Origin of the sequence: Lysinibacillus telephonicus (assembly GCF_039654155.1) — a bacterium.
Lineage (GTDB): Bacteria > Bacillota > Bacilli > Bacillales_A > Planococcaceae > Ureibacillus > Ureibacillus telephonicus.
In genome coordinates this window covers 4,474,791-4,492,315 of sequence record NZ_CP155468.1, presented here as the reverse complement: position 1 = coordinate 4,492,315, position 17,525 = coordinate 4,474,791, and the positions used below count along the sequence as shown (strand labels likewise).

Here is a 17,525-nt window from a genome sequence, read left to right as displayed (position 1 = left end):
ATATCATCTAATAGTTCAATTCTATTTAAAATGGAATTTCCCTTTTAAAGTAATAGATATTACAAGAGAAAAAGGGTGACTTAATTGAAAAAGTCACCTTTAAGAAAATATTCACTACATATATAAGCCTGCTAGGAAAATACCTAATGTTTCTTGATAGATTTCATCAAATTGACTTAATGGAAGTGGATTTTCACCTGTCCCTAGCTCAACTGTATAGCCGGGTCTACGCCACTCTTGTATAAACCAATCCTTATAGCCCGCATAACTTTCAATAGTTTTTACTGCTTCATACCCACTTACTCTACTAAACTCATTAACTATTACTTCTGCTTCTGGGGGTTCAAGATTTTCAAATCCCCAGTAAATTACTTCTCCCTGAGTGTGAAAGGCAAGAATTCTGGAAAAATCCCGCCTTCTTGTTAAATCCGCCATTGCGATTGCCTCTGGTTGAGTTAAAGGTGCTTCTCCTCCGTAATCCCTTGGTCCAGGAGTTTTTGGATTTCTTTCTCTTTCTGCTTCCCATCGTGCAGGGAATTGATCATTTAAGTCTACCCCATTAATATTTGCCTTCCAATTCGAAAAATCAGTACTACCATCATTCCACTCAATGACTTGCTCACCCCATGATGCATTTTCAGGGATGCCGTTTATAACAAGGTTTACCCCGTCTGGATTGACCATTGGGACAATTGAAAGCATAGTTTGTAGATAAAGAGGCAGTGTTGATATTCCACGAATTGAATTTTGATTTGTAAGTGATAATAAATAATCATTTAAGAATGTCATTAGGACGGGTGTAGTAATCCATTCATTTGCATGGAAGGAGGCATTATAATGAACCCGTTTTGAGCCATTTCCAATTAAAACTTCTGGAAGATTCAGCCCCAATACGGAAGTTCCTATATTCGACATTTGTATAAAAGGATATACAGCAACAAGTGTCTGCAAATCATTCATCATTGTGTTGTAATCATAATTTTGTTTTCCATTTACTAAGCTCCATGTTACTCTTCTAGGAACCCTAATCGTTTGTCCTACTTGTAATTGATTTGGATTTAAGTCAATGTTGGATAGAAATAGCATATCAAGAGACAGGTTATTTCTTTGTGCAATTAACCATAAAGAGTCTCCGTATTGAATTTGATAATTGACCGAAACATATCCAGGAATGCGTATACGCTGGCCGATTGATAGAGCTTGTGAATTTGTTTCTCGATTGGAATCGAGAATTAATCGTAGAGGTATTGAAAAAACTTGACTTAAGTACCAAAAAGAAACACCGGGTCTGACGAAAATGTCCATTTTGTTCCTCCCAAAGTGAAGATGCTGAAGCTTAATAATACTCTTTATAGCTGTTATTACATTAGCTTTTGAATATCAAAATTGTCATTAAGTAAAGCCCAGTTTTGCGGAAAAGGAAATCCTAGAGCCCAGTAACTAATACCGCGTAAGTTATATTGTTTAACTAAATCAAACTTTGCCTGGGCGCTTCTTGCGTCTTCAAACCAGACTTCATGTTCTTGCCCTTGCTCATCTGTATAACGGAAAAAAGGTGATTGAGCAGTGCTGTCGTATTGAATAGCTGCATTATATTTATTGGCTCGATATATTGCTCCTTGAGGGCTAAAGGTTTCTGCAATTGCACCTTCCACATGAGGAATTTTCCAATCCCGTGCATAAATTTGAAAACCTAAATAAATTTTGTTTGCGGGCATTACTGAAAGTGCATATTCTACAACACTGCGCATTTGATTAATAGGTGAAATTGCTTGTGGAGTTCCCCCCCTCCAGCCCCATTCGTAGGTCATTAGTATAACGAAATCTGCTATCCTTCCGTGTGCTTCGTAGTCATGAGCAGTATACAAAATACCCTCTTGCTCCCCACTGGTCTTTGGGGCGACGGCGGTAGAAACAATATATCCTCTTGGATGAAGTCGATCTACGGCTAATTGAAGAAATTGATTATAATTTTCACGATCCTCTGGCAAAACATATTCAAAATCAATATTCAATCCTTTGTATCCTTTGTTTTCCATCAGTTGAAGAATATTTGTAATCAGCGTTTCTCGTATACTTGGATTGGATAAAACAACATGCGCTAAGTTTGTACCTGTTGAAGTTGTAGATAGGTTCGTTATGGATAATAAAGGAACGATATTATTAGATTGTGCAGCAGAAAGCATTAATTCATCTGCAAACGGCTCTAAAGTCCCGTCCTCTTTAATCATATATGCAAAAGGAATTAAATACGTAAGGAGATGACCAATTGTATTTATGGATGCAGCTGCTTCTTCGTCTTTTTGATAAGTATAAGCATTTACTTCAATAATTGGTTTGCGCCTTGGAATAATTAATTGTGCACCTACATATACAAGGCTTGGGTTTTGAATTTGATTTTCAGTCAGGATAGATTGTACTGAAGTGCCGTAAAAATTTGCAATTTGCCATATAGTTTGACCGGGTTGAACAGTATGGAGTCGAGGTGGAATATATAACGAAACACCAGGATAAAGAAGGTTTGGATTAGTGATTTGATTAGCTTGTAAAATGCTGTTAACGGGGACGTCGTATGTTTGAGCAATTGACCATAATGTTTCACCATATTTAACAATATGTGTTGTTCCTGCAACAGGAATTACGATTGATTGACCTATCAGCACTTGGTTTAGATTTGGCAGCTGATTAATTTGTTGTATCGCAGCTATAGTAACGTTGTATCGGTTTGCAATTTGCCATAGTGTCTCTCCCCGTTGTACAACATGAATAAGCAATGTGTAGCCCCCTCTTTTAGTAGTCATTAAAGGAATATATGAATTTTCAAACTAAATAATAATAGGAAATTAAAATAATCTACTTCAGCAAGAGTGTAGAAGTTGGGTGTGGAACAAATTTCTAATAATCCCATATATTATTTTCATTTTCACTTTGTTTCAACTAAAATATTAATAAAGTAAGAGATTTAAATACATACCTAGGGGGAAACGATGTGAAATATAAAAAGAGTGTTGGTGCAGTTTTAACTGCTGGGTTACTTGTTTTTGGCGCAACGCAAACCTTTGCCGAAAAAAAGATGTTTTCTGATGTAGAAGACAATGCTTGGTATGCTGAATCTGTTCAAAAATTATCGGAGTTTAACATTATCGGTGGGTTTGAAGATCAAACATTTAAGCCGGATCAAAATATTACAAGAGCACAAACAGCGTCCATTATAGCAAAAGCACTTAATCTAGATTTAACAAATGTAAGCAATCCGGGCTTTAAGGATGTACCAACAACAAGCTCACACTATCCTGCAATTGCCGCTTTAACAGAAAAAGGAGTCTTCTCTTCAGGGGAATATTTCAATCCAGGCGATTCTTTAACACGCGCACAAATGGCGAAAATTTTAGTTATAGCGTTTGATCTTAATTCTAGTCAATTAAAAACTTTTGATGATGTAAATGAAAAAGATTGGTTCTATGAATTCTCCGGTAAACTAGGTGCTCTAGGGATTACTACTAATGAAAGCAAGTATAATCCACAAGACTATGTTGGTCGTGCACATTTAGCCGCTTTCATTAAACGTACGATTGATTATAAGCGAAGCGATTCAATTGATGATATTTGGGATACATGGCAGGGCTGGGACAATACTGAGGTGCCAGACACTGTTGAAGAGCCGGTTGAAGAAAATGACGGGGATAATGACGTTATAGATGAAGAAGAGACTGGCGGGAAAGAAGAAGTAGACGAAGCCAAACTAAAAGAATATGAACGTGAGTTAGACAATGCAGCGGATGATATAAAATCGGCACAGAAGAAAGTAGAGAAAGCATTAGATGAACTTGAAGAGGCTAAAGAAGAAGATGATGAAGAAGAGATTGAAGAAGCAGAAAAGGATTTACTGAAGGTTTTAAGCGACCTTGATGATGCAATTATTAAGGGGGAAGCTACTCTCGAAAAAATCCGTAAAGTAAATCTTAAAGAATTGAATTTATTGCAAAGTGTATTAGAAAATGCCATTCGTAAAGCAAAAAACGATGTTGATAAGGCGTATGCAAATACATTTGATAAGGAATTATACGAAGAAGAAATAGATGATGCTTTAGAAGCACTTGAAGATGCGCGAGAAGATGCAGAAAGAGCTATAAAAGAAAATTCGCTTAATCTATTACAAGATGCATATAAAGCCTTGGAAACTGCAATAGAAGAAGCAGAGAAGACATTTGAAATGTATGAAGATTCTACAGTAGATGTTTTGGAGGATGAAGAAAAAGAATTAGAAGAAGCTATTGAAGAGGCAAAAGATCTGTTTGATGAAGTAGGAGATTTGCTAGAGAAAAAAGCTGAGGACCAAATTGACTATTTTAAAGATTTATTAGATGATGCGATTGATGCGCTGGATGATGCACTAGATGAGGAAGATAAAGGCGATATTTACGATGCTCGCGAAAAACTGGAAAAAGTCATAAAAGATGCACAAAAAGCTCTAGATAGATTAGAAAAGATTGATATGGATGCTTTAATCGATGAAATAGAAGAATTAGAAAAAGCGATTTCAGACGCAGAAGAAGAGTTGGAAGATTCTAAGTAACTAATGTAAAACAAAACACCTTTTAACAGGGGGCAAAGTACCATCTGTTGAAAGGTGTATTTTTATTACGAAAGTATAAAACTTTTTATGATACCTAGAACAAATCGCTCGCTCCTACTATCGAAGTGATTTGCGTTCCACCCTCAATAGCGTAAACAGTGCTTCTGATTACTTCCATTGTACATGGGTATATTGTGCTGACATTGTCTGAATGCCCAGAGTCAATATACACCAATTCTTGTACTTAAACTAGATTCGGCTACAGGAATATGCCTTTTTCATACTTCTATAAGGTGATCTAAAAATCTAATGGTTGCTCTTTTTGCGCTCCAAATATTCCCAAAATGAAATTGAGATTTCATTTACTTCTTCCCTGTGTGGAGTGTTTTCAAAGGATTTACTAAAGAAATAAAAAATCGATTCTAATACATGCAATCTCTCATCAGGCCTTTGCAATTCCTCTAATAAAAAATTAGCAAGTTCTACACTATTTTCTGAATCTTTTTCAGTTAGTTTTTCGTTAAATAATTGTAGCTGTTCAATTATGGTAACTTTTGAAATAACTTTCTCATCTATGTCATCTTGGTATGAATTGAAAATATTAGGTGTAATAACTATTTCCTTCGTTTCAAGTAAACGATGGATAATTGCATCGTTATGGCCAAGCACGACTTTTACAACAGATTCAGGTGAAATCCATTGCTGCTTATTAGATATCATTAGTATTCGAATTGTAAACTGAATCATACCAAATACTTGTGTAGCACATTCATATGAAATATCTTTAATTTTCTCACCGTAAATTTCAACAAGTCGCTTTGCTAACCATTCTACTTCAAGCATAAAATGTTTCTCGAGAACATCTATTATTTCCTTATCGGCATTGCCAAAAATAGATGAAAAAATCTCCATTAAGTTGCGCTTACGACTAATATGCAATAATTGAGAAATTTGATTAACTAATACATTAACATCTGAGGGATCTTTGTTTATACCAATTTTATAACGTTCATTAATCGTTTCTTCTCTTGTTTCTTCTAATATGGCTATCAAACAAGCGTTTTTAGAAGAAAAGTGATTGTAGAATGTTCCCTTTGAAACATTTGCTTCCGAAATAATATCCATGATGGAAGTATCTGTAAACCCTTTTTTAATAAAAAGTTTCCGGGCAGCAAGGATAATTTGTCTTTTCCTTTTATTCATTACGTCACCTTTTTGTTGTTGAATATTCGTTTTATACCAATAGTCTAAAATAAAAGCCCTTACATTACAATATTTTAAAAAAATTGAGAAGAATAATTGTGTTAAATGGACTAATGGTATAAAATGAATTTTGTTGAATAATATGAATGGAGTGGAGGACTGTCCAATTTCTGTTTGTATAGTAAAAAAGAAGAATTATAGTATATCCCATTGTTGAAAAATGCTTCTTTAAAATAGTTTTTAAAGAACGCCGAATACTTTGTGATGAAAAATTTGCCGGTATTTTCTCAAAATTGATAGTGAGGAGTAAAGAGGAAAATGAAGAAGAGTATGACTTTCGGATTGGTTTCGATGCTTGCAATCGGTTCCTTTTCATCTGCCCTTTTAAATACAGCACCAATAGAAGTATTGGCCGCTGAAGATAATGAAGATGAAAGTGAAGAAATAACAGAGAGAGTTCATGTAGATTCTCTAACTTTAGAGGATGCCATGATGTATGGTTTAAATAGTGACTTTTCACTAATGGAATTAGAGTATACGTTGGAAAGCCTTAGAATTTCAGAGGATGCAGCAGATGAGAGTTATGATGATGTAGAGGATAACCTCGATGCCCTTCAAGATCAATATAAAGATTTAGAGCAACAACTTGAAAAAGAAAAAGCAACATCAGGAGATTCTGCAACAATTGATAATTTTGATAAGAAAATTAATAGTTTAGTAAATTTACTAAGAAGCTTAAATATTGAAGAAATAGATGCTATTATTAATGATTCAGAAAATGCAGGTGACCCTGCTGCAACACTGGAAACATTATTAGTAAATATCGAGGATTTTTTAAGTGAATATAAAGTGCTAGAACAAAGTACAGCAGAAAAATTAGCAATTGTTAGAGAACAAATTTATTCATTAACACAAACCCTAGAATCACTTGATGCACAACTAGATCAATTAGATCTTAATATTACAACTACATTTAACAGTAGAATTCAAATGCGTGAAGGAATTAAATTATCAATTGCCTCGACATTTTTTGGGCTACTAATGTCGCAGGAGCAATTAGATTTAATGAAAGCGAATCTTGAAAATCAACAAGCGGAAACGAATAATGCAAAAATCCGCTACGACCTTGGGCTAATATCTGAAGACGAATATGAAGATGCTACTCGCGATTTAACAAAATTAGAAGAAGATATCGCCCTTGCGGAAAAGCAATTAAAAAATGATAAAGCTTCTTTCGCATTAACAATTGGTATCGCTTATAACGATGACTATCAAATCGTCACACCTGAATTAGGCGAAGTTACATTGTTGCAACAGGAAAAACCTACAGAGGAATTAATTTATAACAGCTATAATATGGTCAATGCAAGAACACAGTTAAGAATAGCTGAAGACAATTTTGACTATGTAGAAGATCTTGATGACCCAACTGATGAGCAAGAAGATAAAGCAGAAATAGATATTGAAGTTGCAAAATTAAACATTGAATCTTTAGAAGTAGAATTAGAGAATGCGATAAATGCTATGTTTGCACAAGTTGAATCTCAGTATAAAGCGGTTAAAGACGCTGAAAAAGAGTTAACATATGCAAAAGAAGATATTGCCGATACACAGCTTTACTATGATTTGGGCTTATTATCAAAAAAAGATTATGAATCTTCCAGTCTAGCAGTAAAGCAAGCGGAATTAACTTACAATAGTGCAAAATATCAATACTATTTACTAAAACAAAAAGTTGATTCCCTTGGAGAAGGTGTAATTTTAACAAACTAGTTTTATTTTTATGAACATGAAAGACCCCCACTTTAAGATAATGAGCAAAATCGGAAATCTTATAAAGTGGGGGTAATTGTTTATATTTAGATGGGTTATATACCCATTATTAGGGAATGAAGGCAGATGTAAAAACGGTATTTTACCGGAGAACATTTTATAAACCATATGAGCTCCATCTCCCTACTGATGGTATTTCGCTTTATAGAAAATGATTCTACATAATATTGCTAACTTCTATCGAATGAATATATGCTTAGTTTTTTGAGGAGGATTCATATCTAGATGAGGAAAAACAATAAGTTATTTGGTGCTTTATCAATTGTCGCTTCTGCAATTATTTTAACAGCATGCAGTGGACAACAAGAGAACCAAGTAGGCGAAGAACAAGAGAAGGCATTACCAGTTGAAGTAGCACCGGTAACGTACGGTGTCTTAACAGATAGCAATCAATTAACTGGAACAATAGAGGCAGAAAATGAAGTAAATGTAATGCCAAAAGCAGCTGGTGAGATAGTAAATATTTACGTTGAAAAAGGAGATATCGTTCAAAAAGGTGACGTTATCGCACAACTTGACGATACAAATGAACAGAATGCTGTTAAGCAGCAGCGAACTAGTTTAGAACAAGCTAAAACAAGTTTGCAAAGTGCACAAAATGCAAAATCCCGTGCCCAAACTAGTTATGAACAATCCGCTAATTCACTTAAGTCTGCTAAAACAGCTTTAGAGCAAGCAAAGCAAAATCAGGAAGATAATATTAAAAATTTAGATATTCAATTAGATAATGCCCAAAGTTCATGGGAAACGGCGCAAAAGAATTTAACACGCAGTAAAACTTTATATGACCAAGGTCTAATTCCCTTACAGGAATATGAAAGTGCAGTAAGTACGGAAAAAAGTGCGAAAAATGCCTTAGAGCAAGCAAAATTATCAAAAGAACAAGCTCAAAGGGAGTCGAACTTGAAAGCACAAGAAGAAGCCGTTGAACAAGCCGAATTAAATTTAGAAATTGCGGAAACATCTTTGAAAGATGCAGAAATAGGTGTTCAACAAGCACAAATTTCAGTGGATCAAGCACAATTGAATTTAGATACCACAATGGAAAACTTAGATGACAAAGTTATTAAAGCAACAATTTCAGGTGAAGTGACCGATGTCGTTGGAGAAGTTGGGGAAATGGCTTCAAATGGAAGTACATTTGCAACAATCGTTTCTACAGATTTAGTGAAACTAAATATCAGCATATCTTCCAATTTATTCAATTCATTTAATGTAGGCGATGAAGTTGATGTAAAAGTGGCAGGTTTAGAAGATGATTTCAAAGGTACAGTTGCTTATATTTCTTCAGTAAGTACAGGCTACGGTTTATTCTCGGTTGAAATTGAAATCGATAATTCAGACAAAAAAATACGACCAGGAATGGTTGCTTCAGTCATAGTTGAAGAGATTAAAGAAGATAATTCTTTGATTATCCCTACTACTGCTATTACGACAAAAGAAAGTAAATCTGTCGTATTCATCATTTCTGATGGAAGAGCAGTAATGAAAGAAGTAGAAGTTGGATTAAGTAATACGGAGTTCACAAGTGTAAGTGGTGATTTAAAAGAAAATGATCAAATCGTCGTAAGTGGTCAATACCTCCTTGAAGATGGCAATTTAGTTGAAATTATGGAGGAGGACTAGACGTTGAAACTTATTAAAACTTCAATTAAACGTCCTGTTGGCGTTATCATGTTTGTCGTGGTAGCAATTGTTCTTGGATTTATTTCGTTGGCGGGTTTAAAAGTAGATTTATTCCCCAAAATGGATTTGCCAATTGCAGTTGTAGCCACAAGTTATACAGGTGCATCTCCACAAGAAATTGAAGAATTAATTACCAAACCTATTGAATCCTCTGTTGGTACGATTGAAGGGTTGGATACACTTCAATCTACTTCCCAACAGGGAGCTTCACTAGTAATTATGATGTTTGATTTTGGTCGCGATATTGACGACGCATTAATTGATGTTCGTGAAAAGATCGATCAAATCGGAGGTATGTTACCAGAAGCTGCAAATGACCCAATGGTAATGCGTTTGGATCCAAATGCAATGCCGGTCGTATATGCTAGTTTAACAGGAGCTGAACTAAGTGAACTACAAGATATTGCAGAAAATGAAGTTCAACCAGCAATTGAGCGAGCGGGTGGCGTAGCCTCTGCTTCAATTGTGGGGGGCATTGAGCGGGAAATCCAGGTAAATCTTGATTCCGCAATGCTTACAAATTATGGCGTTACAGGTTCACAAATTATTTCAGCATTACAAGCTGAAAATAAGTCTATTTCTGCCGGTACAGTTGAACGTGGTGGCAAAGATGTACAGCTTCGTGTTGTCGGCGAGTATACATCGGTAGACGATATTCGAAATACAAATATACCACTTCCAGATGGGACAACTATTAAAGTTAGTGATGTAGCCGAAGTTGTGGATACTTTTAAAGAACAGTCTTCTATTTCGACAGTAAATGGTGAAGAAACACTAATGTTTTCTATTATGAAACAATCTGATGCCAATACCGTTGAAGTAGCAGAAGATGTTCAAAAAGTTATGGCAGACTTAAATGAAAAGTTTGAAGAACGCGGATTAAAATTAACTACAATCATGGATACATCAACTTACATTTCAGACTCCATGGATTCCGTCGTTCAAAATATGATTATTGGTGGCGGTTTAGCCGCAATTATCTTATTGTTCTTTTTAAGAAGCCTTAAAGCAACACTTGTAATTGGAATAACAATGCCAATAGCGGTTATTTCTACATTTACATTAATGTATTTCACAGGTGAAACGTTAAATACCATATCTATGGGTGGTTTAGCTCTCGGGATTGGGATGATGGTGGATAGTTCGATCGTTATCCTGGAAAATATCTTTAAAAAACGGCAAGAGGGTCTACCTGTATTAGATGCGGCAGCAGAAGGGGCTTCAGAACTAGTTTCAGCCGTTATCGCTTCTACGCTGACAACAGCGGTTGTATTCCTTCCAGTTGTCTTTGTTGAAGGAATTGCTTCACAAATATTTAGACCGCTTTCTTTAGCTGTTGTATTCTCGTTGACAGCATCATTAGTATGTGCGATTACACTTATCCCAATGTTATCATCTAAGATGTTGGGAAATGTAAAGATTGCCATGGATAATGAAGAACCAAAAGACTTATTTAACAAAATGCTTAACAAGTTTAAAAACTTCTATGGCAAAGTATTGAAAAAAGCATTGCATCGTCGTAAAACAGTTATTTCGATTGTTATTGCTGCTTTTATTGGAAGTTTTGCACTACTCCCAGTTGTAGGTATGGAAATGATGCCTGTATCAGATAGTGGTCAAGTAACGATAACAGCTACTTTACAAAATGGTTCTCAATTAGAGGAAACAAAAGCAGTAGTAGATGAAATTAATGAACGACTAGCAAATTATGAAGATATTATGGATGTTAATGCCGTGAGTATTGGTGGAAGTACAGATGGTGTAAGTGCCGGCAGTGCTAACACAGCATCCTATATGATACAACTTGTTAAATCTAGCGAACGTGAAATAACAACAAAAGAATTTGTCGCTGAAGTGTCTGAATTAGTTAGTGATATTCCTGGTGCTGAAATTACAGTAATAGATAGCAACCAAGGTATGAGTACTGGATCACCAATTCAAATTCAAATCAAAGGTGACAATCTTGATGTATTAAAAGATTTATCACAACAAGTAGTTTGGATAATGGAAGATATTGAAGGTACTTTAAATGTTGAAAGTTCGTTTTCAGATGGTAACCCTGAAATTCAAGTTATTGTTAACCGCGAACTAGCAGCAGAGTATGGTCTCTCTTATCAACAAATCATGTCAGAGATAAGTTTAGCTTTCTATGGCCAAGTTGCTACACAATATAAAGAAGATGGAACAGAATACGATGTAAATGTTTCATTCTCTGATGAAAGTACAACGACTGTTCGAGATCTTGAAACAATGATGATCCGGAATGCTGAAGGTATTAATATTCCATTGACAGCTGTTGCTGAATTAGTACAAGTACAAGGACCATCACAAATTAATCGTCAGGATCAAATTAGAGGGGTCAATGTTACGAGTGATATTATTGGTAAGGACTTAGGAACTGTTACACAGGAAATTAACGCACAATTAGCTCAAATCTCATTACCAGATGGCTATGAAATTTCTACAGGTGGTCAATCCGAACAAATGATGGAATCGTTCGGCCAACTTGGGTTGGCACTAGTACTGGGTATATTCCTTGTATATATGGTAATGGCGGTTCAGTTTGAATCATTTGTTACTCCTTTTGTAATTATGTTCTCGATGCCAACAATGCTTATTGGGGTTATCCTAGGTCTATTTATCATGAACGTTTCACTAAGTTTACCTGGATTTATTGGACTGATAATGCTTGCAGGGATTGTAGTAAACAACGGTATCCTCCTTGTTGAATATATCAATATTTTACGTGAAAAAGGAATGGAACGAATGGAAGCAATCGTTGAAGCTGGTAAGAGCCGTCTACGTCCAATCTTAATGACGACGGCAACAACAGTGTTGGCGATGATACCACTTGCGCTTGCGATTGGTGAAGGTGCAGAAAGTCAACAACCTATGGCAGTTGTTGTTGTATTTGGTTTAACTGTTTCTACAATGTTTACTCTAGTATTCGTACCTGTTATGTATGTGACGATTGAAAATATTAATAACAAATTTAAAGGTTTATTCAAACGAAACAAAAAAGATAATCAAGATAATTCTGATCGACCAACAAAATTAGGTAAGCCTAATAGAAAATGGCCGTTTAAGCGTAACAAAGAGAAAGTAGAACCAACACCAGAAGTAGAGACACCATAATAAATATCAAAAAGGTAACCCAAAATTAAAATATGGGTTACCTTTTTTATTATTTTTTCATAATAAAACTTAAATGTCTCCCGCTTTTTTTATCTTCACGGTAAGAAAAGCCCTGTGGACTTATAAAAGTACATGTAGAATCAATCGTAATATTTTTAGGTGGAATTCCAGCTAATTCACATTGTCTTTTCACAGTTTGTTGGTTATTGATATGATATTTATTTGTTTCTTCTTTGTAATACATGAAGTCTTCAGCATAACCAAGATTTTTAAACTTAACATACACATCCTCATCTACTTCAAACTTTTCCTGACTTAAAGCAGTTCCAAGATGAACATAGAAATCACTAGGATCACATTTTTCAGCCTGCTTTAAATGTTCAAATACTTTATAAGTGATTTCCTTTACTGTACCTTGCCAACCTGAATGGATTACACCAATAAGACCTTTTGACTCGTGATAAAAAATTACAGGGACACAATCTGCTGTGAATGTACATAGTAAAACATTCGGTTCGTACGTATAAAGTGCATCAGTATTAGGGATAGCTGTTTCTGTGTTTTTTGCTCCGCGCCCTTTGTCGGACAATTCTACACGATAAACATTTGCACTATGTGTTTGATTCGCACAAACAAAATCATCTAGTTCACAATTTAAAATATCGGCTAATTTTTTGCGGTTTTCTATTATTAAATTAGGATTTTCACATATATGCAGTGCCATATTACTTTGTTCAGGTTCACTTGAATCTTTTAACGTAATGCCCGAAAGCCATTTCTCATTGTTTAAATAAAAATTTATTTTCATCTCATCACCTTCTTTACTATTTATTTTAAATTTCTCAAAAAAACTATCAATAATAGTTTAACTTTTTTCTCCTAATTTTGTTGCATAACAAGCGGGAAAATTTCTGTAAATATACCATTTTGGAAAACTAATTGGATAACTGTTTCCTCCAGTAATATTTACCTATTACATTCATATTTCAAAATTAACGGAAAAATAGGATGGGGAAATCGCAAATCAAAAGGGTTCTTATATCTAGTTATCCCCTCTGTAACAGTCCTGTAATAATACAGCCAAATTTTTAGCGGTGAATTTCTCTATTAAACTATTTATGATAATAGCATAATAAATAGGAAGGAATGATTAGATGTTAAAAAACTTGAAAAAAGGAGTAATAGCTTCTATTTTAGGTGCATCTTTATTAATACCGGCTACCGCTTTGGCAGCAAGTTCATATACAGTAGTTTCAGGGGATTCACTTTGGAAAATCGCAGTAAAAACACAAACGGGAGTTCAAGAATTAATTGACTCAAATCCACAATTAGCAAATCCAAATTTAATCTATCCAGGTCAAAAAATTAATATTCCCGAACAACAAGGACAAGCAGTCGAACAAGAAGTTATTCGACTTGTTAATGTTGAAAGAGCAAATGCAGGCCTACCAGCATTAAAATATGATTGGGAGCTTGCAAGAGTTGCAGAACATAAATCTCAAGATATGCATGATAAAAAATACTTTAGTCACACAAGCCCTACATATGGCTCACCATTTACAATGATGAAAAACTACGGTATAACTTATAAATCAGCTGGTGAAAACATTGCACAGGGACAAAGAACAGCACAAGAAGTAGTGAATGCATGGATGAACAGTGCAGGACATAGAGCAAATATTTTAAACTCAAACTATACTCATATTGGTGTAGGATATGTAGCTGATGGCAACTACTGGACACAAATGTTTATTCAGAAGTAATACGGCTGCTTAATAGCTAAAATAATAACTTTTTAAACTTCTATTTCCCAGGTAAAGCTGTACAGAAATCTACTTCTGTACAGTTTTTTGTTTAAAATAATAAATTCGGGTATGTACACCAGATAATAAGCTTTTTAATTTTCTGAGAAGAAAAAGGTGCCTGAAGTTTCAGCCACCTTAGTTAAAAAGTCAATTTTCCTCTATATCTTTACGATTTTTCTTTAGCATGTTGGATAGAATTTCATAAATAATAGGTACAATCACTAATGTTAATATGGTTGAACTAAGTAGGCCGCCAATTACAGTAATGGCGAGATCCATGGAAATAAGACCTCCTCCACCGCCTATTCCAAGTGCCATGGGCAACATTGCTCCAATTGTTGCGATTGCAGTCATTAAAATTGGGCGGAGCCGTGTAGTACCTGCTTCGAGAATCGCTTCTCGAATTGATAAACCATCGTGTTCCATATGAATAATTCGGTCTACAAGTACAATTGCGTTTGTGACAACGATGCCTATTAACATTAAAAGTCCCATCATAACCGAGACCGAAATCGTTAGGTCTGTCAAATATAGTCCTGCAAAAGAACCAATTACCGTAAACGGTAAGGAAAATAGAATAGCAAATGGCGCTAAACCTTCCCCGAATGTTACGACTAGTATAAAGTATACAATGCCAATTGCTGCGACCATCGCAACTCCCAGTTGAGTAAATGTTTCGGCGATATCTGCTGCAACACCTGCCACGCCTGTCGTAACACCCTCAGGTAAATCTAAATCATTAATTTTTTCATCTGCCTCAGCAGAAGCTACCGAGACATCATCACCAATGATCGTTCCTGAAACAGTTGCGTAATATTCTCCTTTTGAACGAGTTAATGTATTTAATGTTGTTCCTTTCTCGACAGCAACTAATTCCGATAAAGGCATTGTTATTCCGATAGCTGTATCAATTTCAGTTGCGAGCAGCTCCTGTAATGATTTCGGCTCTGTTTTTTCTTCACGCTGAATGATCACTTCAATATTATGGCCGTCGTTTTTAACAGTTGTTAAAACTTCCCTTGAGTCTGAATTGGATAATGCCATGACAATTTGAGCAGTTGTTAAGCCATATTGTAATATATGTTCTTGTTCTATTATAAAGGTATTTTCTACATATGGATCTTCTGCATCACTTGATATATCCTCTAGGTTTTCTACTTGTACCAATGCATCTTCTACTTGGTCTACAGCTGTTAACAAATCATCTAAGTTGTCGCTATAAAGTGTATAACTAATTTCATTTGAAGCTATCGACGCAGTGCTAAAGTTTTGGGATGTCCATTCACCTGATTGACCAAGGTTAAACACATAGTCCTCAACTTCCTCTCTTGCTTCGGGGAAATTTTCCATATCTTCATCAAAAATAAGATACATTAGTGCTCCACCTGCAGCGCCGCCCATCATCATTGAAGCTGGATTAGTGTTATCTGGGTTTGTTATAGATAGCTGTACAATATTAATATCGTCTCGCTTCATTAATTCTCGCTCAACCTCTTCCACATTGGCTAAGGTTTCCTCCTCAAGTTCACCTGCTTCTGGAGTATAGGTTAGATACATTACCTTCTCTTCTGATGAACCCATGAAGCTAAAGCCGATTAAAGGTGTAAGAGCAAGGGAACCAGCTAATAGAATAAAGGCTATTAATGATGTTACTACTTTGTGGTTCAATGCTGTGGCTAAAATCCTTTTATACCAAAGCGCCAGTTTGCCAACTTCTTTATGTTTATTTTCAGTTTTTTCACTGTACAATTTTTTTCGGAATAAGAAGTGAGAAAGTGCTGGTACAACAGTAATAGCAACAAGTAATGATGCACCTAAAGAAAATGTGATGGTTAAAGCGAAAGGCATAAACAATTCCCCAACCATTCCGCCTACAAAAATAAGAGGTGCAAATACTGCAACAGTTACTAAAGTTGAAGATAAAATTGGTTTAAACATTTCAATCGTAGCTTCCCGAATTAATGCACGGCCGCGTAGTTTCTCTTCTTTTAAATGCATACGGCGGTAAATGTTTTCTACTACAACAATTGAGTCATCGATTACTCGCCCAATAGCTACTGTAACAGCACCTAAAGTCATAATATTTAACGTAATGTCCATCCAATTTAACAAAAGTAAGGCGATAAATATTGAAACTGGAATTGAGATAATTGAAATAACCGTCGATTTAAAATCACGTAAAAATAAAAGTATGATTAAAACCGCAATAAATCCACCAAAAATAGCTTTCTCAAGCATAGAAAATACAGATTGCTCAATTGGTTTACCTTGATCTAGAGTTATATCAATATGAAGTCCATCGGTAGAAGCTTCTTCTTCCTCGATTAAATCTTTAACTGCGTTTACAACCTTTACAGTATTTGCTTGTTGCCCTTTCACGATTTGGATAGCTATCGCATCTTCGCCATTTGTACGCGAAACCGATTCAACTTTCCCAACTGTTTCAATTGTTGCAATATCACTAAGTCGAACAAAGGGTGTAGGATTTTCAGCAGTAGGTGTAATAGGTATTAATAAATTTCTTAACTCTTCAACGGTTTTTAATTTGCCGTCAATAGAAATGGCTTCTTCACCTTCTTCAAACTCGAATAAACCTAATGACAAGGCTATATCATTGGCTTGAATTATTTGTTTTACAGAGTCTTCTGTTAAACCAAGTGCTGCCATTCTTTCTTCATTAAAAACGAAATCCACTTCTTTAATATGTTGACCTGTAATGGTAGCAGATGCCACACCATCTATTTCTTCTATCTTTCGCAATAAATTATTTTCAACCGTTGAGGTTAATTCGACAATATCCTTTTTACTGCTGCTTACTGACAATGCAATAACAGGCATCATGTTCATACTAATAGCCATAATCGTTGGTTCTTGCGCATCTTCTGGCAAGGTCACATTATCAAGTGCTGCTTCTAGTTGTCGTTTCTTTTCATCCATATCAACCCCATAGTCATATTCAATTTGAATCTGAGACATGTTAGAGGATGAAGTTGAATAAATTGCAGCAATATCTTCAAGACCTTCAACAGCATTTTCTAAAGGAATTGATACTTCTTCCATTACTTGTTCAGGTGTAGCACCCGGATAGACGCCCATAACGATTAAATATGGAATTGAAATATCGGGGATTGATTCCATATTCATTCGGGTTCCTGAATAAATGCCTGAAATTGTAACGATGATGGTTAGCAACCAAACGGCTAGTTTATTTTTTAATACAAAATTGACTAAGCTTTTCACCTTTTCTCCTGCCTTCTATGCCGTTATATTTAGTAAATTAACTGTTT

The 17,525-nt window shown here is 35.3% G+C and carries 10 protein-coding genes; 5 read left to right on the top strand and 5 right to left on the bottom strand.

The window, feature by feature from the left end:
- Positions 1-114: 114 nt before the first annotated feature.
- Positions 115-1,305: a M14 family metallopeptidase gene (locus MKY04_RS21710; protein ID WP_126295585.1), complete on the bottom strand. Its 1,191-nt coding sequence runs from the start codon at positions 1,303-1,305 to the stop codon at positions 115-117.
- Between the two features lie 56 nt (positions 1,306-1,361).
- Positions 1,362-2,774 carry a LysM peptidoglycan-binding domain-containing protein gene (locus tag MKY04_RS21705; RefSeq protein ID WP_126295586.1) on the bottom strand — a complete coding sequence of 471 codons (1,413 nt, stop codon included), beginning with the start codon at positions 2,772-2,774 and terminating at the stop codon, positions 1,362-1,364.
- Between the two features lie 215 nt (positions 2,775-2,989).
- On the opposite strand from MKY04_RS21705, the gene MKY04_RS21700 reads away from it, so the two are divergent.
- Positions 2,990-4,576 (top strand): S-layer homology domain-containing protein, encoded by a 1,587-nt coding sequence (locus tag MKY04_RS21700; protein WP_126295587.1) that lies wholly within the window; start codon positions 2,990-2,992, stop codon positions 4,574-4,576.
- 306 nt (positions 4,577-4,882) lie between these two features.
- On the opposite strand, the gene MKY04_RS21695 is transcribed toward MKY04_RS21700, so the two are convergent.
- Positions 4,883-5,779: a TetR/AcrR family transcriptional regulator gene (locus MKY04_RS21695; RefSeq protein ID WP_126295588.1), complete on the bottom strand. Its 897-nt coding sequence runs from the start codon at positions 5,777-5,779 to the stop codon at positions 4,883-4,885.
- Between the two features lie 318 nt (positions 5,780-6,097).
- Between MKY04_RS21695 and MKY04_RS21690 the strand changes: the two genes are divergently transcribed.
- The 3 genes from MKY04_RS21690 to MKY04_RS21680 all read left to right on the top strand — a co-directional run bounded on the left by MKY04_RS21690 (position 6,098) and on the right by MKY04_RS21680 (position 12,433).
- Complete coding sequence (locus tag MKY04_RS21690; protein WP_346235110.1) at positions 6,098-7,552, top strand: TolC family protein; 1,455 nt, start codon at positions 6,098-6,100, stop codon at positions 7,550-7,552.
- Positions 7,553-7,837: 285 nt separating this feature from the next.
- Positions 7,838-9,238 (top strand): efflux RND transporter periplasmic adaptor subunit, encoded by a 1,401-nt coding sequence (locus tag MKY04_RS21685; protein ID WP_126292378.1) that lies wholly within the window; start codon positions 7,838-7,840, stop codon positions 9,236-9,238.
- A gap of 3 nt (positions 9,239-9,241) precedes the next feature.
- Positions 9,242-12,433 (top strand): efflux RND transporter permease subunit, encoded by a 3,192-nt coding sequence (locus MKY04_RS21680; RefSeq protein ID WP_126292377.1) that lies wholly within the window; start codon positions 9,242-9,244, stop codon positions 12,431-12,433.
- 49 nt (positions 12,434-12,482) lie between these two features.
- On the opposite strand, the gene pgeF is transcribed toward MKY04_RS21680, so the two are convergent.
- Complete coding sequence (pgeF, locus tag MKY04_RS21675; RefSeq protein ID WP_126292376.1) at positions 12,483-13,241, bottom strand: peptidoglycan editing factor PgeF; 759 nt, start codon at positions 13,239-13,241, stop codon at positions 12,483-12,485.
- Positions 13,242-13,587: 346 nt separating this feature from the next.
- Here pgeF and safA point away from each other — a divergent pair, with 346 nt between their 5' ends.
- Positions 13,588-14,196, top strand: a complete 609-nt coding sequence (safA, locus tag MKY04_RS21670; protein WP_346235109.1) for a SafA/ExsA family spore coat assembly protein — start codon at positions 13,588-13,590, stop codon at positions 14,194-14,196.
- Positions 14,197-14,385: 189 nt separating this feature from the next.
- Here safA and MKY04_RS21665 read toward each other — a convergent pair whose 3' ends face one another.
- A complete protein-coding gene (locus MKY04_RS21665; protein WP_346235108.1) occupies positions 14,386-17,478 on the bottom strand; it encodes an efflux RND transporter permease subunit in 3,093 nt (1,030 codons plus the stop codon).
- Positions 17,479-17,525 lie beyond the last annotated feature (47 nt).